Annotated in this window: 16 protein-coding genes; 8 read left to right on the top strand and 8 right to left on the bottom strand. The window is 70.2% G+C overall.

The window, feature by feature from the left end; genetic code table 11:
* Window positions 1–383: 383 nt before the first annotated feature.
* The gene (locus tag IEY63_RS05775; RefSeq protein ID WP_189067944.1) at window positions 384–776 is read left to right on the top strand and encodes a hypothetical protein; all 393 of its coding nucleotides are present in this window, start codon (window positions 384–386) and stop codon (window positions 774–776) included.
* 56 nt (window positions 777–832) lie between these two features.
* On the opposite strand, the gene IEY63_RS05770 is transcribed toward IEY63_RS05775, so the two are convergent.
* The 5 genes from IEY63_RS05770 to IEY63_RS05750 all read right to left on the bottom strand — a co-directional run bounded on the left by IEY63_RS05770 (window position 833) and on the right by IEY63_RS05750 (window position 10,106).
* Window positions 833–2,287, bottom strand: a complete 1,455-nt coding sequence (locus IEY63_RS05770; protein WP_189067943.1) for an alpha-amylase family glycosyl hydrolase — start codon at window positions 2,285–2,287, stop codon at window positions 833–835.
* Window positions 2,288–2,430: 143 nt separating this feature from the next.
* Entirely contained in the window at window positions 2,431–4,926 is a 2,496-nt protein-coding gene (locus IEY63_RS05765; RefSeq protein ID WP_189067942.1) for a phosphoenolpyruvate carboxylase, read from the bottom strand.
* A gap of 156 nt (window positions 4,927–5,082) precedes the next feature.
* A complete protein-coding gene (locus tag IEY63_RS05760; protein WP_189067941.1) occupies window positions 5,083–5,877 on the bottom strand; it encodes a TIGR00282 family metallophosphoesterase in 795 nt (264 codons plus the stop codon).
* Window positions 5,878–6,324: 447 nt separating this feature from the next.
* A complete protein-coding gene (locus IEY63_RS05755) occupies window positions 6,325–6,783 on the bottom strand; it encodes a hypothetical protein (RefSeq protein ID WP_189067940.1) in 459 nt (152 codons plus the stop codon).
* Window positions 6,784–6,785: 2 nt separating this feature from the next.
* On the bottom strand, window positions 6,786–10,106 hold the full coding sequence (locus IEY63_RS05750) for an eCIS core domain-containing protein (protein ID WP_189067939.1): 3,321 nt from the start codon (window positions 10,104–10,106) through the stop codon (window positions 6,786–6,788).
* A gap of 113 nt (window positions 10,107–10,219) precedes the next feature.
* On the opposite strand from IEY63_RS05750, the gene IEY63_RS05745 reads away from it, so the two are divergent.
* The 5 genes from IEY63_RS05745 (at window position 10,220) to IEY63_RS05725 (ending at window position 16,207) form a co-directional block, all read left to right on the top strand.
* Window positions 10,220–10,717 carry a universal stress protein gene (locus tag IEY63_RS05745; RefSeq protein ID WP_189067938.1) on the top strand — a complete coding sequence of 166 codons (498 nt, stop codon included), beginning with the start codon at window positions 10,220–10,222 and terminating at the stop codon, window positions 10,715–10,717.
* Between the two features lie 73 nt (window positions 10,718–10,790).
* Complete coding sequence (locus IEY63_RS05740) at window positions 10,791–13,364, top strand: U32 family peptidase (RefSeq protein ID WP_229784501.1); 2,574 nt, start codon at window positions 10,791–10,793, stop codon at window positions 13,362–13,364.
* Between the two features lie 107 nt (window positions 13,365–13,471).
* Window positions 13,472–13,996: a DUF402 domain-containing protein gene (locus IEY63_RS05735; protein ID WP_189067937.1), complete on the top strand. Its 525-nt coding sequence runs from the start codon at window positions 13,472–13,474 to the stop codon at window positions 13,994–13,996.
* 152 nt (window positions 13,997–14,148) lie between these two features.
* Window positions 14,149–14,865, top strand: coding sequence for a hypothetical protein (locus IEY63_RS22145; protein WP_229784500.1), 717 nt, complete (start codon window positions 14,149–14,151; stop codon window positions 14,863–14,865).
* Window positions 14,866–14,938: 73 nt separating this feature from the next.
* Entirely contained in the window at window positions 14,939–16,207 is a 1,269-nt protein-coding gene (locus IEY63_RS05725) for a glucose-1-phosphate adenylyltransferase family protein (RefSeq protein ID WP_189067936.1), read from the top strand.
* Window positions 16,208–16,253: 46 nt separating this feature from the next.
* Here the strand turns inward: IEY63_RS05725 and IEY63_RS05720 are convergent, their stop codons facing one another.
* Complete coding sequence (locus IEY63_RS05720) at window positions 16,254–17,627, bottom strand: MFS transporter (RefSeq protein WP_189067935.1); 1,374 nt, start codon at window positions 17,625–17,627, stop codon at window positions 16,254–16,256.
* A gap of 65 nt (window positions 17,628–17,692) precedes the next feature.
* On the opposite strand from IEY63_RS05720, the gene IEY63_RS05715 reads away from it, so the two are divergent.
* Window positions 17,693–18,103, top strand: coding sequence for a GNAT family N-acetyltransferase (locus IEY63_RS05715; RefSeq protein ID WP_189067934.1), 411 nt, complete (start codon window positions 17,693–17,695; stop codon window positions 18,101–18,103).
* On the opposite strand, the gene IEY63_RS05710 is transcribed toward IEY63_RS05715, so the two are convergent.
* Window positions 18,104–18,742 carry an HD domain-containing protein gene (locus tag IEY63_RS05710; protein WP_189067933.1) on the bottom strand — a complete coding sequence of 213 codons (639 nt, stop codon included), beginning with the start codon at window positions 18,740–18,742 and terminating at the stop codon, window positions 18,104–18,106. It lies immediately after the preceding gene.
* A gap of 6 nt (window positions 18,743–18,748) precedes the next feature.
* Entirely contained in the window at window positions 18,749–19,297 is a 549-nt protein-coding gene (gene rnhA, locus IEY63_RS05705) for a ribonuclease HI (protein ID WP_189067932.1), read from the bottom strand.
* Between the two features lie 39 nt (window positions 19,298–19,336).
* On the opposite strand from rnhA, the gene IEY63_RS05700 reads away from it, so the two are divergent.
* A complete protein-coding gene (locus IEY63_RS05700; RefSeq protein WP_189067931.1) occupies window positions 19,337–19,798 on the top strand; it encodes a DUF4870 domain-containing protein in 462 nt (153 codons plus the stop codon).
* Window positions 19,799–19,821 lie beyond the last annotated feature (23 nt).

Below are 19,821 nucleotides of genomic sequence, written 5' to 3'. Positions count from 1 at the left end.
TCCCTGACGCTGTAAGGAGAGTCAGGCCACTCTCGCTCTGCGTGCGGTGCATCAGGCTGGGGGCACGGACCACCCGGCGACTCACACTGGAAGTGCCGCGTGCAGGCCTCGTCTGTTCTGGCACCAGCCTGAGCGTCATGGCGACGCCTCTGCCCCCAACAGGGGGACGGGCCGTCGAGGAAACCTGGACCGCGCGGACATTGGTGCGACAGGTCCTGACAGTCAGTCGACACCGGCCCAGCAGCGGCTGAACTGGAATCAGTTCTGGCCCTGCACTCTGACCGACAGTGCGTCAGCGCAGGAGGTTTCGCCGGAGTTCACCCCCGGCGACCTGCGCCATTCGCACGATGGTCCGTGAGGGCCGGGGCGTGGCATGCTGGGGTATGGACATCACGCCGACCAATTCCACGCCGCAGGAGGCGCTCAGCGCGTTCCTGACGCACTGGCAGGGCGGGCAGTACCACGCGATGGCCCTGGCGCTGCCCGCGCGCCTCTTTCCCACGCGGCGGCGCAGCGTACGGCAGGTGCGCCGCGCGTACCCTGGCACCCTGGGTGGGTTCAGCATCCTGTCCGCGCGTGATACCGATCCGGCGGCGACGAACGTGGACGTGCAGGTGCTGTGGCGGCAGCGCGGGGGGCTGGAACTGGGTCGCGTGCGCTACCGCATGGTGTACGTGGATGACCGTGATCAGCCCCTGGCGCGCCACCATCCGGGCGGGCAGTGGAAGCCGTTTGCAACGTACACCCTGCCGGTGCCCCGGCCTCTGCGGGCGTAACGGGCGTGGGGGAGAGGGGGCGGGCCGTGCAGGTCCGCCTCCTCTCTGTGGCCGGGTTACTGCACGCGGAAGGCGGCGGCGTCCCGCGCGGGGAGGCTCACGTGCAGGTAGCCGCCGCTGACGCTGACCTTGGCGTCCTGCCCGGCGAACAGTGAGGGCGTGGCGGCCAGCGCGGCCCACTTCACGCCCAGGGTGCTCAGTTTCAGGGAGTACGTGCGGCGGTTATTTCCGCTGTGCCACGCGGCCAGGACGGTCTGGCCGTTCAGTTCGCGCGTGAACAGCAGAAGCTGTCCGCTGACGCTGTCCGGCGTCTTCAGGAGGGTCTGCGATCCGTTGCTGAGGGCTGGGCTGGCTCTGCGCGCGGCGATGGCGGCCTGCGTGGCGTCGAACACGGCGTGCTCGGCGGGCGTCCACTGGTTCTCGAAGCGCATGTCGCGGCGGTTGTCGGGGTCGGCGCCGCCGCGCATGGCGATCTCGGTGCCCTGCCAGATGACGGGCACGCCGCGCAGGGTCATCAGGGCGCGCAGGCCGTAGCGGGTGCGTTCCTGGCCCACGTCCTCGAACAGGCTGCCCTGCGCGAAGCGCGGCACGTCGTGGTTGTCGAGGAACAACGCCACCTCGCCCGGGCGGGGCAGTTCATCCTGCCGCGTCAGGACGCTGCGCACGGCCTCCAGGCTGCCCTCGCCCATCACGCTGGCCTTCATGGCGTCCTGCAGGCTGAACAGGAACAGGCTGTCAAACCCCGCCTTCTGCCAGTCGGCGACTGTGCCGGTATCCGCGCCGAACCACTCGCCGAGCGTCCAGGTGCCCGCGCGGCGGTCGGCGGCCAGCAGGTCCGTCAGGAAGGGCCGCTCGACGTGCTTGATCGCGTCGTACCTGAAGGCGTTCACGCCCTGCTCGCGCCAGAAGTTCGCGTTGCCCAGCAGCAGGTCCCGCACCTGCGGGTTGCTCTGGCGCAGGTCCGGCAGGCCCGACAGGGGGCAGTCCACGTCCTTGTTTTGAGTTGCGTCGCACTGCGCCTGGGTGTTGAACCAGTCCTTGCGCAGGCGCACGGCGGCCGCCTCATACCCGTAGTGGTTGATGACCTGATCGAGCACGACGCGCATGCCTGCGCCCTGCGCGGCCTTCACGAACGTCCCAAAGTCCGCGAGCGTCCCGAAGTGCGGGTCCACGTTCCGGAAGTCCGCCGGCCAGTACCCGTGGTACCCGGCGGTACCGAACGAGTTCGTGGCCTGCTGCTGGTACACCGGCGTGAGCCACACGGCCGTCGCGCCCAGCTTCTGGATGTACGCGAGTTTCTGCGTGAGGCCCGGCAGGTCCCCGCCGTGCCACGCGCGCGGGTCGTCGCGGTTCACGCCCTGGTTGTTCGCGGGATTCCCGTCGAAGAAGCGGTCGGGCATGACCTGATAGATCACCTGCCCCTCGAAGTGCGGGATGGGCAGGGCCGTCTGCGCGCCCGAACCGCCCGCCAGGGAGGTCAGCAGCGCGCCCAGCAGGGCGTAATGGCGCATGACGACATGGTACCGGTTCCAGCGGGGAGGGGGATGGGTGGAGGTTAAGGCGAGGCGCCCCGCTCACCGCGCCGCACCTGCCGCTGCTGTGGCACAGCAAGAGGGGAGAGGTCGCCCCCTCCCCCACAGCCCGCCAGTGGCGATCAGCCGGTGTTGCGGACGCCCGCCGCGATGCCCTGGATGCTCAGGAGCAGGGGACGCTCGAACTCGTCCAGGCCGCCGTCCTTGCCGCGGCTGCGGCGCAGAAGTTCCACCTGAATGCGGTGAATCGGGTCGATGTAAGGGTTGCGCAGGCTGATGCTCTCTTTCAGGCGCGGCTCGTTCGCCATGAGCTCGGCGCCCACCACGTCCTGCACCAGCGCCACCGTGCGGGCGTAGGCCTCCTTCAGGTGCGTGGCGAGCGGGTGCGCGTCCCCCTCGGGCAGCAGGCGCAGGTACTCGTCGAAGATCAGCGGGTCGCTCTTGGCGAGGCTCATCTGCGCGTTGTCCAGCACCGTGCGGAAGAACGGCCACGTGGCGTACATCTCGCGGGCGGTCTCCACGCCGATCTCCTGCAGGCCCTCGTGCAGCCCGTACCAGCCGGGGAGGTTGGCGCGGTTCTGCGTCCAGCTCATCACCCACGGAATGGCGCGCAGGTTGCCCAGCGTGGGCGCGCCGGGGCGCCGCACCGGACGGGACGCGATGTTCAACCGGGCGATCTCGTGGATGGGCGTGACGTGCTCGAAGAACGGCAGGAACGCCGGGTCGTCCACCAGCGCGCGGTACGCGCGGGCACTGCTCGCGGCGGCTCGCGTCATGGCGTCCGTCCAGGCAGGATTCAGCTCCCCGGCCGGGCGCGCGGCGGACAGCAGCAGCCCGTACAGCGCCTGCTCCAGGTTGCGCCGCGCCAGGACCGGGTGGCTGTACTTGTCGGCCAGCGCCTCGCCCTGCTCGGTGATGCGCAGCCCCGCGTCGATGGTGCCCGCCGGCTGGCCCAGGATCGCGCGGCTGGCCGGGCCACCGCCACGGCCGATGCTGGTGCCGCGCCCGTGGAAGAAGCGCCAGCGCACCCCGGCGCGGCGGCACACGTCACTGATCTGCCGCTGCGCCTCGTGCAGCGCCCAGTTCGCCGCGAGGAAGCCCGTGTCCTTGTTGCTGTCGCTGTAGCCCAGCATGATCTCCTGCACATCGTCACCCAGCACCGCGCGGTACTCCGGCAGCGACAGCAGTTCCCACACGACCTGCGGCGCCCGCTGAAGGTCGTCTAGCGTCTCGAACAGCGGCACCGGCAGGATGCGCAGCCCGACCTCACGCGCCAGGATCAGCGGTTCGAGCACGTCACTGACCGACTCGGCCATGCTGATCACGTACCGGCCGAACGCGCGCGGCCCGGCGCGGCGCACCGCGTCCCTCACCTCGCGGATCGGGCCGATCGCCGTTTCCAGCGCCTCGGGCAGCGCCTCCCCGGCAGGCCACAGCGGGCGGCGCGAGCGCAGCTCCTGCGTCAGCAGCTCCTGCTTGGCATGCTCGGGCAGCGCCGCGTAGTCGGCCTCCACCCCGGAGGCGCGCAGGAGCTCCGCGACTGCCGCGCCCGTCTGCGCGCTGTGCTCGCGCACGTCCAGGCTCACGAGGTGCTGCCCGAACACCCGCGCGACTGTCAGCAGCGGCGACAGGAGCTGCTCCGCCGTGCGCCGCTGCCCGTCACGGACTAGGCGGGCCTCCAGGGCCTCCAGGCGGCCCACCAGATCCAGCGTCTGCCCGTCCCTCACCGCGTCGAACAGGCTCTGAAGCTCCTCGCGGTACGCCTCCTCGCCTTCGTCCTCCTGACTCAGGTCCGCGAACGCCTGCCGGATCAGACCCAGCAGCACCTCGCGCGCCCGCTCGCCGTGCAGCGCCAGCGTCTCGCGCGTCGCCTGCGGCGTCACGAACGGATTCCCGTCCCGGTCCCCGCCCATCCACGACGAGAAGCTCAGCGGCAGCGTCGCTGCCGTGTCCCGCCCGAACACCTCCCGGAACGCCGCGTGCAGGTCCCGCTGCAACGCCGGGAGGGCCTGCGCGATGCTCGACACGTACGTCAGGCCGCCCTTCACCTCGTCCAGCACGGTGGGTTTCAGGCGGCGCAGTTCCGGCGTGCGCCACAGCGCCTCCACGTGCGCGGCAATCTCGGCGGCCTCCGGACCGCCCACGCCCCCATCACTCAGGGTCGGCAGGGCCCGCGCCACCTGCTCCAGGTGACGGCGCACCGTGCGCCTCCTCATCTCGGTCGGGTGCGCCGTGAACGTCAGCCCCAGGTCCAGCCGCGCCAGAAGCGCCTCGACCTCCTCGGCGCTCAGGCCCTGCGCCCGGAGTTCCTGCATCGCCTGCGCCAGGCTCTGCGGCCGCACCCCGCCCGCCGCGGCCAGCACCCGCACCCGCTCGTACTCCTCCGCCAGGTTCACCAGCTGGAAGTACCACGTGAACGCCCGCGCCAGATTCCCCGCGTCCGGCCCGGACAGGCCCGACAGCATCGCCCGCAGCTCCGCGTCACTGCCCCCGGCCCTCACCTCGCGTACCAGGGCGCGCGTGCGTTCCACCAGCTCGAAGAAGGCCTCGCCCTCCTGTTCCTTCAGCACCTGCCCCAGCGTGCGGCCCAGCAGGTTCACATCAGTCCGAATGCTCATGCTCACTCCCTTCAGCTGTCAGAGGCGCGGCGCGGTGGGCGCGTGGCGTTCCGCCCGGCTGCCCGCCACGCCGCCCCTGACGGTCTTGCCGCGGCGTACTGCGGCGAGACCGCCCGGTTCCGCCTCTCCGGAAGGACACTGTCAGGAGCGCCGTGATCAGCTCTCCTGCCCTTCCACGTAACGGTACCGTTCAACGCCCACCGCGCGGTTCCCCTCTATCTGGACAAAGACGCCGTTCAGTTCCGCCGGGCCGTCCGCCGCGCCGTACCGGTGCGGGCGCTCGGTCACGAAGCGCTCGATCGGGCCGTGCGGATCACTGCCGATGATCGACTCGAACGGTCCCGTGAAGCCCGCGTCCGCCTGGAACGCCGTGCCGCCCGGCAGGATCCGCGTGTCCGCTGTGGGCACGTGCGTGTGCGTGCCGATCACGGCCGCCACCCGCCCGTCCAGGTACCGCGCCATGCCCTGCTTCTCACTGGTCGCCTCGGCGTGGAAATCCACGAACACGCTGCCTAGATCGTCGCGTTCCAGCAGCGTGTCCATCGCCCGGAACGGGTTGTCCACCGCCTCCATGAACACCCGGCCCAGCAGGTTCACAACCGTCAGCCGCTCGGTGCCCTGCGCGGTCTTCACGTCGAACGACCGCCAGCCCACGCCCGGCGTGCCCGGATCGCTGTAGTTCAGCGGCCGCACGATCGGGTACGTGCCCTCGTCCTGCATCAGCACGTACACGTCCTTGTGATGCCACGCGTGATTCCCCAGCGTCATGCAGTGCGCCCCGGCCTTCAGCGCCCCGTCCGCGCCCTCGCGGTGAAGGCCGAAGCCCCCCGCCGCGTTCTCCATGTTCACCACGATGAAATCCGACTTCGACCGCAGGGACGGCAGGTGCGACCCCAGCACCCGCCGCCCCGCCGCGGCGAACACATCCCCCACAAACAACAACCTGATCATTCGGTCAGACTAGCGCGGGGCGCGCTTCTCCTCGCCGCTCTGCCTTGACCATGGACTGATACGAGATTCGAGTGATTCCTCGTCATGCGGAGTCGCCCGGTGGTTCCCTCAGCCTTCCACCTTGTCACTCCACTGCTTCGCGGCTCTGCGAGTCCCCCAGGGGAAGAAGGCGCAACGGAACGCGACCACGTCGGAGGCCTGCCATCAGGACCTTGCCGTGTTGCCAGATGCGGCGCAGGGTCAGGTCTGTGTGGCCTGCAGCGTCGGGAATGCAGCGCAGCTTCCGGTCACCCGTGGCGACCACGGCCGTCCAGTTCGCGGTCACAACTGCGAAGCCTCGGATGGAGGCATCAGGTCATTCCTTGCCTGAAGCTGCACCTCGGAGAACTGCTCCGGAAGGCCGCGTGCAGAGCCGCTTAGGCGGAGTGCTGCGTGATCCTGGGCCGGTCAACCCACTTCGAGATTGAAACGCTCGAACACATCCAGGGCGTTCGCCTCCGTGAGTTCGATGCTGTCCGATCCGGTGAAGAAGAACACGTTCCCAGGATGTTTGCTGACAAGTTCGACGGACCACTGGGCGGCCCGGGCGACCGTCATCCGCTCTGAGTGCCTGAGTATGTCCTGAACAATCTCGTGCGACGTGTCCCAGTCATCGAAATAGATGATGTACTCGGCCCGGCCTTCGTCGAATTTTGCCACGGTGAACCCGACATAGCTGTTCTCGAAGCTGTAGTTGAGTTCCATGATGCTCTCGGGAATCCGCTTCCGGGCCGTCAGTTCCGCGCTGAGCCACAGGTCATGGTTGAACGCGTCCTCATTCTTGAGTTGCCAGCCCTGCGCTGACAGGTCTTGTGCCAGCGTCTGCCTCTGCTGAAGCTGGCTTTCGCTCATGCTTGCTTTGTCCACGTTTACCTCAGGTTGAGTCCGGAAAGAGCCTCGAGTTCCTTGATGATATTCCGCAATTTCGAGCTGATGGACTGCCGCACTCCGGGTTCCAGCGGGCCAGCGGAGGCTTCCAGCTGCGCGAGTGCCTGATCGGGCGACCACGTCTCCACACGGATGCCGTGATCCAGCATGCGGCGCAGTCCGTCGCGTGAGAGGGCTTTGCCGCCCTTCACCTTCGGCGAGTAGATGCCCAGCACCTGCACCCGCAGCTTGACCTGATGGCGCTGAGCGAACTCGATCAGCGTTGAGGCGCAGTTATGCAGTTTTTTCTGAAGGTCGGCGTCGCAGCCCGGGTCACCGCAGGGGCTGCTGGACAGCTGGACAATCACCTCGGGTGTCTGTCCCGCGAACCGTTGCAGAATCCGCTGGGCATTGATCACGAAATTCTCCTCGGCGTGCTTGGGGAGCTCACCCTTCTTGCCGGGCGTGTTGGCTGTCTGAACCTCGATGCCGTTGATGGACGCGCGCAGCGCCACGCCCCGGCGCAGGGTCATGAGTTCCAGATCATCCGCGTCGAACATGATGTTCGTGTCGGTCAGCCCGACATTCTCGTATGGCGACGCGCTCGCCTCGATCCCGTACCTCCCTTGGCCTGCTTTCCGCGTCCGGAGGGCATTCAGGCCCTGGGGTCTGAACTGATTCATGGTGTGTTCAAGGGCGTTGCGAATGACGGCGGGGGTGGCTGGGCCACGCAACGTGGCCGCAAGGTGAGTCCGGACCCTGGCTTTCACGGCCACGCTCCGGGATGAGTCCTCACCTGTCCCGGGTTTCTGCCCTGGGGTGTTCTTCCGGCTCAGTTTCGAGATCAGGCCTTTGATCCGCGCCACGGCCCGGTCCAGCAGGGCGTCGAGTTTTCCCCGGACTTTGCCGATGACGGCCTTGATCTTCGTGCCGATGCTGCCCAGGCCCAGCACCTTGGTCAGGAAGCCCAGCGCGACGGGAATGCTGCGCGCCAGGGTGGTCTCGACGCCACTGATGGCCGCGCCGAGGTTCCCGGCGGCGATGGCGCTGACGCTCTGAATGGCGCTGGTGACGACACCCATGATCTGCTGGCCCTGCTGCACGACGAACTGCACGCTGCGGAATGCGCCCAGCAGCGCCTGCACGAAGCCCCCGCCGGGAATGAGCATGCTGGCCACCTTCGTGATGCCCGCCGTGACGACACTCTTCGTCACTTCAGTTTTCAGGCCGCTGACGACCTCGGTACTGATGGGCGCCTGATTGGTTTTCAGTTCGTCTGCCTTGTGCAGGCCAGTGCGGATGGTCTTGAGGGTATCGAGGGTGCCCTCGGCGGCGCTGACCTGCCGTTCGCCGTTCGGCCCCATGGCCCGCACGAGGCGCCCGCGCAGGGCCTGATACGTGAGGCCCATGACGCTCAGCGCGGTCAGGAACACGCCCTGAAGGTCCAGTCTGGCGGGAAAGGTGACGCCACTGGCCCCGGTCAGCCACTGGCCCAGGCCGTTCTGGAGGTGCTTCGGGGCGTTCCCGGCAAAGCGGGAGAAGCCGCCCTTGAGGGCCCCCAGGAGGTTCCGGGCGAACCCAGCGGGGTTTTTCAGCACCTGCAGGATCAGGTCGCCCCCCTGGCGCAGCTGCGCCACGACCTGCTGCCCGACCGGGCCGAGTCCGGCGGCCAGGGCCGTCAGGCCAATGTCGGCAATCTTGCGGGCGCTGCCTGTGATGAGGCTCCTCAGGCCGCTGATCCGCTGGGTCACGGCCGTCTTGGCTGCCCCCAGGTCCGCCTTGCCGATCGCGGAGGCAACCTCGCCCAGCGCGCCGCCCAGGTCGAGCTTGCCCAGTTCCCCCTTGAACCACGTCCACGCCTTGGGAATGGCCTGGGTTTCCTTGAGGGCTTTCAGGATGTCCTTCAGTGGGCCGGGCACCCAGCCGCTCAGCGCGTCCAGGATGCTGTCGGGATTGACCCTCATGGCCTGGCCGGTGACGAGATCCTTCCCGAACGCCATGCACAGCTCGCGGTACCCCGGCAGGGCGGTCAGGGCCCCGGCGATCAGTTCCTTGCCCTTGTCCGCGATGGCGCTCACGCCGTCCTTGACCTTGTCGGCCGCCCAGCTGAAGGGATTGCCCCAGCGCTGCACCGCCTGCGGGTGCAGGTCATACAGCGGCTTGAGGGCCACGCGCTGCACCGCCCCGGTCTGCGCGCGGCGCAGTGCCGCACCCTGGCTGTACACGCCAGGGGCATGCGGACTGGTGGGAAAGAGACTCTTCGGGCTGGGCATGACCTGCGCGAGCCTGGCACCCATGGCTCTGGCTTCGGTTTCGAGGCTGGCGTCGGGGTCAATGCCTTTCCCCACGCGGCCCTGGCTCTGCTGCACGGTGTGCGTCACCTCGTGCGCCAGCAACTCCAGGCCAGTCTGCGTGTTTGGGTTGAACCGCCCCGCCTGGAAGAAGATGTCCGTCCCCGTCGTGAACGCCAGCGCATTCACGCCCTTCGCCAGTTTGTCCGCTTCCGCGTCGTCGTGAATCCGCACGCGGCTCAGGTCGTGGTTCAATCCCTGCTCCAAGTGCCGCTGAATGGCCTCGGGGAGGGGACTGCCTGCACCTCTTCTGGCCTGAATTCGTTGCAACACGGGCTGGGTCGCCTCGGCATCCAATTCGGCCAGTTGACGTTGCAGGGCCGTGTGGGTGTCGAAGTTCAGGGCGGCCTGCTCCTGCGCCATCTGGCGTTGCAGCGCCTCATCCGTCGCCCGCTGAAGAGGGAGACGCTCGGCCGGGGGGACCAGGCCCAGGACCACGCGGGACACCGGGGCGCTCAGCGCGTGGCGTTGCAGCGTGGCGAGGTGCTCGCCGTACGTGGCGTACCGGGCAGCGGCCTTACCCCGGTCCGCGCGGAAGCCGTGACTGAGGGACTGGGCCACCTGCCGTTGGAGGGCCTGGAACTCACCGAAGGTGCGGGCGTCAAGGCGCTGACCTTCGACCCCCTGGGCTCGAGCCCGCATCACGGTGACCCAGTCGGTGGGGGTGACGGGTTTGTCGGGCACTGGAGGCTGGATCAGCCGCTGGACGGGTGGCACATGACCCAGGGCCGCGACCTGTTGCTGCACGACCTCGCGGGCGCCCGAGAGGCGGGTCTCCTCCTGCCGCTGAAGCGCTAGGGCGCGCAGGACGGGCTGGGCGACCTGACCCTGCACGCGCGTCGGGCGGCTCAGGAACCGCTGCACCGGCGCGGCAGAAGAACGGGTGAACGTGGGGGCGGGTGGAGCGGCTGGGGAGGGGACGCGGGCAGGGTGGTCCTTCACGCTGCGCCGGATCGTGAGGGGAGCGCTCATGAGGTTCAGCGTAGCCTGGAACTGATCGGCGGGTCAGATTTTTTGACCGGCCCGGGTGTGGTAACGGGTCGGTAATGCTGGGCGCGCAAGGTGAGGTCAGGAGGATTCACGCCATGACACACATCCTGGTCACGACGGACGGCAGCGAACTCGGTCACCTGGCTCTCCCGCACGCGCGGGCCCTGGCGGACGCCCTGCACGCACAGCTGACAGTGCTGAGCGTCGTTCCGGACGACATCATGCTGGCCTCGGAATTCGCGTACGTTCCGCCTGTCAGCGGGCCTGACGAGGAGGCGCGTCTCCACGCGACCGAAGCAGACCTCACGGGGCGGCTGCCGGGGGCGGCGGTGCGCGTGGAGTCCGCGCGGGGGCGGCACATCATTCGCGCCATTCTGGACACCGTGGAGGCCCTGAAGCCGGATCTGGTCGTGATGGGCACGCACGGGCGCAGTGGTCTGGGGCGGGCGCTGCTGGGCAGCGTGGCCGAGGGCGTCGCGCATCACGCGGCCGCGCCCGTGCTGCTGGTGCGCGCCGGTCAGCCTGTGACCGCCTGGGCTGCGCCGGGCGTGCCGGACGCTCCGGCGGGACCGCTGGCCGGACCGTCCACCTGAGCGGGCTGCCCCGCACGCCGCTTCGGATGCGGGTCACCGTTGCGTGGGCGGCGTTTGGGTAGACTGGCGCGTTATGGCGGCGGTCAGGAAACCAGAAGTGATGAGCCCGGTGGGCGGTGAGGCGCAGTTGCGCGCCGCAGTGGAGGCCGGCGCGGACGCCGTGTTCTTCGGCGTGAATCCCGCGCGTGGCGAGGGCCGCGCGGACGGGGCGGGCTTCCACGCCCGCGCGAAGGTGGGCTTCGATCTGGAGGCCCTGCCGGACATCATGGGGGGCCTGCATGCGCGCGGCGTGCTGGGCTTCGTGACGTTCAACGTGCTCGTGTTCGACCGGGAGCTGCGGCAGGCCGAGCGGCAGCTAATGGCGCTGGCGGAGGCCGGAGTGGACGCGCTGATCGTGCAGGATCACGGCGTGGCGCGACTGGCGCACGAGATCTGCCCGGACCTGCCCATTCACGGCAGCACGCAGATGAGCATCACGTCCGCCGAGGGCGCCGAGCTGGCGCGGCGCTTCGGGGCGAGCCGCGTGGTGCTGGGCCGCGAGCTGAGTCTGCGCGACATCGAGCGCATCAAGAACGCGACTGACATCGAACTGGAGACGTTCGTGCACGGCGCGCTGTGCGTGAGTTACTCCGGGCAGTGTTTTTCCAGTGAGGCCTGGGGTGGGCGCAGCGCGAACCGCGGGCAGTGCGCGCAGGCGTGCCGCCTCCCATACGAGCTGTTCGTGGACGGCGAGCACCGCGACCTGGGCGACGCCCGCTACCTGCTGTCGCCCGGCGACCTGTACGCGCTGCATCAGGTGCCGGACCTCGTGCGGATCGGCGTGGACTGCCTGAAGATCGAGGGCCGCTACAAGGACGCCGAGTTCGTCGCCCTGACCACCGCTGCGTACCGCCGGGCCGTGGACGAGGCCTGGGCTGGCCTGCCACTGAGCGTCACCGCGCAGGAGGAACGCGACCTGGAACAGGTGTACTCGCGCGGGCTGGGGCCGCACTTCATGGCGGGCACCAACCACCAGACCGTCGTGCGCGGCCGTGCGCCCCGGCACCGTGGCGTACGCGTGGGTACCGTGCGCGGCGTGACCGAGCGCGGCGTGCTGGTCGAACTGAGCGAGGTCGTGAAACCCGGCGACGGACTGGTGTTCGACCCGGCCAACTGGCGCGCACCGGAAGGGCGCGAGGAGGGCGGCTTCCTGTACGGCCTGTGGCAGGACGGCCGTCAGCTGGATGATGCGGCGCTGGATGACGTCCGCGCGGGCGGCCTGTACGAACTGCGCTTCGGGCGTGGCGCGGTGGATGGCCGCCGCGTGCGCGAGGGCGACCCGGTGTGGCGCACCCAGGACCCCACCCTGGCCGCGCGCGTGAAACCCCTGGTGGAGGCCGCCGACCCCGTGCATACCCGCCCGGTGGACGCGCACTTCATGGGGCACGTGGGCCTGCCGCCCGCGCTGACCCTGACCGACGAGCAGGGCCGGACCGTGACCGTCACGCTGCCCGAACCGCTCTCCGGGGCCCGCAACCGCGCGCTGGATGAGGCGGGCCTGCGCGAGCAGCTGGGCAAACTGGGCGGCACCCCGTACCACCTCGGGACCCTGAGCACCGATCTTCAGGGGGCGGGGTTCCTGCCAGTCAGCGCCCTGAACGCCCTGCGCCGCGAGGCCGCCGCTGCCCTGACCGACGCCCGCGCCGCCGCACCCGAGCGCACGGTCACGCCGCGCCTGGACGCCGCGCTGGCCACCCTGACCCGCCCGCAGGCCCCCGCGCCTGCCGCGACGCGGCTGCATGCCCTGGTCCGCACGCCCGAGCAGCTGGACGCCGCGCTTGCTGCCCGGCCCGACTCAGTCACGCTGGATTACTTGGAGCTGTATGGCCTGAAACCCAGCGTGGAACGCGTCAGGGCCGCCGGGATTCCCGTGCGGGTCGCCAGCCCCCGCATCCTGAAACCCACCGAGCAGAACCTCCAGAAGTTCCTCGAGTCCCTGGACGCGGGCATTCTGGTCCGCAGCGGCGGCCTGCTGGAAGGCCTGCAGGGCGCCGGGACGACGGCGGAACTCACGGGGGATTTCAGCCTGAACGCTGCGAACGTCCTGACCGCCCGCGCGCTGCTGGACCTGGGGTTGACCCGACTGACGCCCACGTACGACCTGAACGCGCAGCAGATCACCGAACTGGCCGGGCTGGTGGGCGGCGCGGCCCTGGAACCCGTCGCGTACGGGCACCTGCCGGTCTTCCACACCGAGCACTGCGTGTTCTGCCGCTTCCTGAGCAGCGGCACGGACTACACGAACTGCGGGCACCCCTGCGAGTCGCACCGCGTGGCGCTGCGCGACGAGCGGGGCCGCGCGCACCCGGTCATGGCGGACGTCGGCTGCCGAAACACCGTCTTCGAGGGCCGCCCGCAGGTGGCTGCCGCGCACCTGCGCGAGTGGCACGCGGCGGGCATCCGCGATCTGCGCCTGGAGTTCGTGCACGAGACGCCCGAGCAGGTCCGTGAGGTCATCGCCGCGCACCGCGCGTACCTGAACGGCGAACTGACCGCCGCGCAGCTCCAAGCGGCGCTGGATGATCAGGTGGACCAGGGCACCACCGAGGGCAGCCTGTTCGTCCCGAACGACTTCGGGCTGCTGGACGCCCTGCCGATCCTGAGCTGAGCCGCGAAAAACGCGCCGTCGCGTGACGGGAAATGCCCCCGGCTGGGGGCTTTTTCCGTTCTCCCTGATTTCTCACGTACGCCGCGCGCAGCTGTGTAGGCTGGGTTATGGCGACTCCCGCGCACCCGGTCAAGGTGGAACGGCACGACGTGCCGGGGAGACAGCATTACACGAACACCGGGGTGCGCCGCGTGCACACCTACCACCGCACCCCGCAGGGCCTGTACGTCGCGCGGACCTTCGCAGGGCACCCCCGCATCCGGCACTGGCAGGCGCACCTGCTGCCCGAACTGAACCTCGTGGCGTGCCGCTACGACTTCCACGGGCGGCGTGAGCACGACTACTACCTGGACGTGGCCTCCATCACCGAGCAGGGCGGCGTGTGGGAGGTCCGTGACCTGTACCTCGACCTGATCGTGCACGACGGCCTGATGGCCGAGATCGTGGACACGGACGAACTGCTCGCCTCCCGCGCTGCCGGGTTCATCGGTGAGGCGGAGGCGCTGCGGGCGGTGCAGGTCGCGCACGACACGCTGTCCGGGCTGGCCCACGCGCGCTACAGCCTGAACGACTGGCTGGCCACGCGCGGCGTGCGGCTGCACTGGCACGAGTGGAGCACCCTGAGCCACTGACGCCAGACGGACAAGGGCGGCTCGCACGGCCGTGCAGGAGGCCCCGGGACGGTGGGATGGGCAGCCCCGCGGCGTTCTTCTGCGCTGCGTCTGATGGGGCCGGACGTCACCTGAGGCGGCCCCGTAGCGCGGCACCCGGTACCCTGGCAGGCATGACCATCCCGCTGAACCCACAGGCCCGGCTGGAGGCCGCCCTGCCCGCCGCGCTGAGCCGCCTGAGGGCCACGCCGGGCGCGTTCGCAGCCCTGTGGTGTGGCAGCGCCGCGCGGGGCGAGGGGAACGCGCACAGCGACCTGGACTTCCACGTGCTGGTCACCGGGGATAAGCGCTGGCGCGCGAACTATGTCGTGGCTGGCGTGCCGGTCGAGGCGTTCCACAACCCGGTGCGCAAGGTCCGCGCGATGTTCGCCGCCAGGCAGGGCGACACCATCACCATGTTCGCCGAGGGCCGCCCGGTGTGGCCGCACCCGGACCTGGACGCCCTGATCGCCGAGGCCCGCGCCCTTCACGCCGCCGGGCCGGAACCGCGCCCCCTGAGTCAGCAGGCCCGCTTCCGGCTGGTCGAGGAGGTCATGGACGCCCGCGCGCTGGCCGAGGCGGGCGACCCGCTGCATGTGCTCGTGGCGTGCCGCGCCGCCGGACTGGCCACCGAGGCGCTGTTCGAGGCGCGCGGTTGGTGGAAGGTCAAACCGCAGCGCTGGCTGTCTACGTTGCAGGAGCACGACCCGGAAGCTGCCCACGACCTCCACACGGTGCTGACCGCGCCCGACGCCGGGGTGCGGCAGGCGGCGCTGGATGCCCTGACCGTCCGCGTGACCGGCGACCTGACGTACCGCGAGGGCGGCAGCGACCCGGCGCCCGTGCCGTGACCGGCTGAACCTGAAGGGCGTTCAGGCGCGCCTCAGCCGCCCGCCCACCTCGTCCGGGCAGACTGCCGGTCAGATGGCACGGTTCTCCTCCCGCAGTCTCAGCAGCCTGCCCGCCGGGCGCGGCACCCGCGTGGAGGGCCGCAAGGTCCTCGTCCTGATCCTCGCCGGGGGAAAGGGCGAGCGGCTGGGCGTCCTGACGCAGGAGCGCGCCAAGCCCGCCCTGACCTTCGGCGGCACGTACCGCCTGATCGACTTCGCGCTGAGCAACTGCATGCACAGCGGCCTGCCCGACGTGTGGGTACTGGAGGAATACCAGCTGCACACCCTGAACGACCACCTGACGAACGGCCGCCCCTGGGACCTGGACCGCACGTACGGCGGGCTGGAGGTGCTGCCCCCCAGCCCCGACACCCTGACCGGAGCGCTGGAGGACGCCGGGAACGCGGACGCCCTGCACGCCAACCGGCACCTGATCCGCTCGTACGGGCCGGACGTGGTGGTGGTGCTGTCCGCCGACCACGTGTACACCCTGGATTACGCCGAGGTGATCCGCCACCACCTGAAGGTCGGCGCGGACGTCACGATGGTCACCACCGACCTGCCCGCCGGGGAGGACGCCAGCCGCTTCGGGAACGTGCAGGTCACGAAGGGCGGCCGCGTGAAACGCTTCGCGTACAAACCGGACGAGCCGCTGGGCGGCCCCATCACCACCGAGGTCTTCGTGTACGACGCCCAGTCGCTGCTGCGCACCCTGGACGACCTGCGCGCCAAGACACGCGCCGGGCAGGGCCTGGGGGACTTCGGGCACGCGCTGATCCCCGCCTTCGTGAAGGCGAAGTCGGCGCACGCGTACGCCCTGGATGGCTACTGGCTGGACGTGGGCCTGCCCGGCGCGTACTTCCGCGCGCACCAGGACCTGCTCGCGGGCCGCTCGGTGCGTCTGGACACCCCCGAGTGGCCGGTCCTGAGCAGCAGCATTCCGCGCATGCCCGCTCGGATCGCGCAGGGCGCGCGAGTGGAGGACAGCCTCGTGTCGTACGGCTGTCACGTGCAGGGCCGCGTGATCCGCTCGGTCCTGTCCCCCGGCGTGACCGTGGAGGCCGGGGCGGTCGTCGAGGACGCCGTGATCCTGCGCGACGCGACCATCCGCGCCGGAGCGCACGTGCGCCGCGCCATCGTGGACGAGGAAGCGGTCATCGCCGCCCGCGTGGACGGCGGCCCGGACGGCGTGGCCGTGATCGGCGCGCGCGCCCATATCGCCGCGCCCGTGAAGGGAGACACGCAGGTCGAACCGGGCCGCCGCTGGCGCAAAGGCTCCCGCGAACGCACGCCGGAGGAATAGAGCAGAACCCCCTCCCACCCATCCAGCCAGAGGGGGAAGGGGCCGGTCAGTCCGCCCCGGTGGGCGCGTGTGCGGACAGCGCCGGGTCCTCTACGCGCCGCAGGGCCGGGTTCAGGAGTTGCAGGGCCGCCACGGCCGCCAGGGTCAGGCCCGCCGCGACTGCCACGGCGCCCGGCGCGTACCGCGCGGCCAGGATGCCAGCCAGGGCGCTGCTGGCCGGGGACGTGAACTGCGCGATCAGGCGGCGGACGCTGAACACCCGGCCCTGCAACTCGGGCGGCACCTGTGACTGCCAGATGCTCTGCGAGTGCGCGTTCATGGCCGGGAAGGTCAGGCCCATGACGAGCAGGGCCGCCGCCGCGCCCAGCACGGTGCCCGCCGCGCCGAACGCCGCGAACGCCAGCCCCGACACGATCATGGGCACCAGCACGCCCAGTACCCGCTGGCGCTTCAGGCCGCCCCAGGTGCTGATCAGCACGCCGCCCAGCACGCCGCCGACGCTCTGCACGATGGCCAGGGTCGCCAGCGTCCCCTGGAGCGTCCCGCCCCGCGTGGCCCAGTCACCCTGAAGGCCGAATTTCGCGATCAGTGGCTCCAGGACGCCCAGGTTGCTGGTGCACAGGTTCGCGGCGGCGAACGTCAGCAGCAGGGCCAGCAGGGGCCGCCGCTGCCCGATGAACACCCACCCGAAGCGCATGTCCGCCAGCAGGCTGCCCCGCGCCGCTCCCTCACGCCGCACCGGGGACGGCACCTTCAGGCGCGACAGGATCAGGACCGCCACCAGGAACGTCACCGCGTCTACCGCGTACGCGAACGGCACCCCGTCTCGCAGGCCCGAGAGCCACGCCGGACCAGTCCCGCTCTGGCGCAGCAGGGCGGGCACGCCGATCAGCAGCGCCGCCGCCGCCGGGCCCACCAGCCCCGCCAGGCTCCACACCGTCTGCATCATCCCGTTCGCTCGGGGCAGCCGCTCGCGCGGCACCAGACTCGTGTAACTCGCGTCGAATGCCGACCCGTGGAAGGTGGACACCGCGCCCATCAGCGCGGTCAGGGCCACCAGCGCCCACAGCGGCGTCGCCGCCGAGCCCACCAGCAGCAGGGTCCCCAGTGTCAGGGCCACGCCAGAGGCGTCGCACGCCAGCATGATCCGCCGCCGGTCGTGCCGGTCCGTCCACACGCCCGCCAGCGGGGCCAGCAGCGTCGCCGTCAGCGCCCACGCCAGGGCGGTCAGCGACAGCGCCGCCGCCAGCTGCGGTTTCTGTTCCGCCAGCGGAAAGCGCGTCTGCGTCAGGTAGATGTTGAACGCGAACCCCGCCACCGCCGACCCGATCACACTCAGCGCCTGCGAGCCCCACAGCCATAGGAACGTCCGCCACCCATCCGGCGGCGACAGGGGAGAGGAGGCATCCGGGGACGTCATGCCCCCAGCGTAGGCCCGCCCCGCGCGCCGCACATGCGCCAGATGACCTGCCCTACCCTGACCCCATGCTGCGCTTGCAAGCCACCCCCACCCCTGACACGGACGCCCTGCTGGCCCGCGCCATGTTCCCCGACCCGGCGCGCATCCGGGCTGCCCTGCACCGCGCCCGCACCAACCCCGACTGGCAGCTGCACACCTGGGAGATGGACGGGCAGACCGTCTGCGCTGTCGGCCTCACCGTCCAGGACCGGGCCGGCACCGTCGAACACATCGGCACGCATCCCGACCACGCCCATCAGGGTCATGCCCGCGCCCTGCTGCACGCGCTGATGGACACCCTGGACCTGCACATCCTGACCGCCGACACCGACGAGGACGCCGCCGACTTCTACCGCCGCAGCGGCTTCCACGTACACGAAATCCCCAGTCCCTGGGACCGACGCCGCTACAGATGCACCCTCAGGCGGGAGGACTGATCAGACGAGCGCGGTCACGCCGAACGTTGCCCAGGCGGCCCGCAGGTCGGGGTGCGGCACCAGCAGCCGCGCTTCCGGGGACGCCATCCAGCGCAGCATCCACGTCGCGCCCCCCTCCAGTCCGTTCCGCAACGCCCGCCGCAGCGCCGCTTGGTAGGGCGGCGGACCACCCTGATCCCATTCCAGCTTGTCGGCCAGGAACACCACCAGATCCAGCGCGCTTGGGGCGGCGTGGAGCGTCGTGTGGTACCGGATGGCCTGTCCCATGCCTGCGGCCGTAACCCCGTACCGCTCGCGCGCCAGCACGACGCTCAGCTGCGCGTGCAGCAGCATCTGCCGCTCCTCCGGGCAGATCGGGATTCCCAACGCCTCGCACAGCGGCACCATCTCTGCACGCGGCACGATCCCACCCAGGTCGTGCAGCAGGGCCGCCTGCGCGGCCGCCCCCTCTGGCACACCGAAGTGCCGGGCCAGTCGGCGCGCCTCGGTCATGACGCGCGGGACGTGCTCACGGGTCACCTCACGCCCGCACGCCGACAGCAGGGTATCCACGTCCTCGGCCAGCGCGGCCAGGTTGCCCGCGTCACCCATCCAGGGCTGCGCCCGCAGGGGCTCAGGCCAGAGGTGCAGGCGGTCCATCCCGCCCTACTTCCGCCGGAGTTTCTTGCGTTCCTGCACGGCGAGTTCATCCACGCGTTCGTTCTCGCCGTGCCCGGCGTGCCCCTTGACCCACACGAACGTCAGGGCGTGCGTCCTGGCCTGCTCAATCAGTTCCTCCCACAGGTCCTGGTTTTTCACGGGGTCGCCCCCGGCGGTCTTCCAGCCGTTGCATTGCCACTTCAGGATCCAGCCGTCCGTGAAGGCCTTGCGCAGGTACTGGCTGTCGGTGACGACCCGCACCTGGCAGGGCCGTTTGAGGACCTTCAGACCCTCAAGGAGGCCGCGCAGTTCCATGCGGTTGTTGGTGGTGCCTTCCTCGTGGCCGCTCAGGACGAGTTCCTTGCCCCTGTAGTTGAGGATGGTGGCCCAGCCGCCGTGTCCGGCCTGCGTGTCGCACGCGCCGTCGCTGTACAGCTCGACGTTCTCGCCGGTGATGGGTTCGCCCGGCTGGATGCCGGCCTTGATGGGCAGGCGGTCGCGCGCGGCGGCCTGCGCTTTCTGCGCGGCGGACTGGGGGCGGTGCGGGCGGGACATCCTGGGAACTGTAGGGACGGGCGGCCCGTACTGTCAAGCATGATCCGCTCGCCGCTGACCATCCCGGAACCTGACCGTACGCCTGCGATCATCACGCACCTGTCGCCACTGGCGGGGTTCCTGATTCCCACGCTGGGGAACCTGCTGGGGCCGCTGGTGGCGTGGCTGGCGTTCCGGGACCGCAGCTGCGCGCTGGATGATCAGGGCAAGGAAGCACTGAACTTCCAGCTCAGCTGGTGGCTGTACTCGCTGGTGCTGGGGGTGCTGGCGTTCGTGCTGTTCAGCCTGGGCCTGCTGGGCGGCGCGGTGGGGGCGGCGGCGGGCGCGCCGGACGTGGGGGCCTTCGCGTTTCTGGGGTCGTTCGGGGCGTTCTTCCTGCTGTTCCTGCCGGTGCTGCTGATCACGAGCGTGGTGCCGTTCGTGTTCATGATCCTGGCGGTGGTGCGGGTCAGTGCGGGGCAGGCGTACCACTACCCGCTGAGCATCCGCTTCCTGAGGTAAAGGCCTGGGCGCAGCGGTCCGGG

The organism is Deinococcus radiotolerans, assembly GCF_014647435.1.
Lineage (GTDB): Bacteria > Deinococcota > Deinococci > Deinococcales > Deinococcaceae > Deinococcus > Deinococcus radiotolerans.
This window is presented reverse-complemented; position numbering and strand designations above follow the sequence as displayed.